The 260-nt window shown below is 58.5% G+C and carries 1 protein-coding gene; it reads right to left on the reverse strand.

The features are described 5' to 3' along the window. Positions 1 to 260 (reverse strand): enolase C-terminal domain-like protein (locus AC0L3U_RS39635; RefSeq protein WP_473365155.1); only part of this gene is annotated, 260 nt, incomplete at both ends.

The raw sequence follows: 260 nt of genomic DNA on the forward strand, positions 1-260 counted from the left end.
CAGGTCAGCCCCCAGTCGTCGCAAAGCTGCGCCACACGGACTGCACCGGAAAGCGTCCAGAAGTGCGGATCGGCAAGTGGAATATCTACCGCATTGAGCATCACCGCATGACCCATTTCGCGCCAGTTGGTGGCGATCATGTTAGTCGCGACGGGCAAGCCGGTCGCCCGTCGAAATTCCGCCATCACTTCACGTCCGGAGAAGCCCTGTTCTGCGCCGCATGGATCTTCGGCATAGGTAAGAACATCATTCAGCCCTTT

The sequence above is a fragment of the Bradyrhizobium sp. Kon69 genome, from assembly GCF_055807515.1.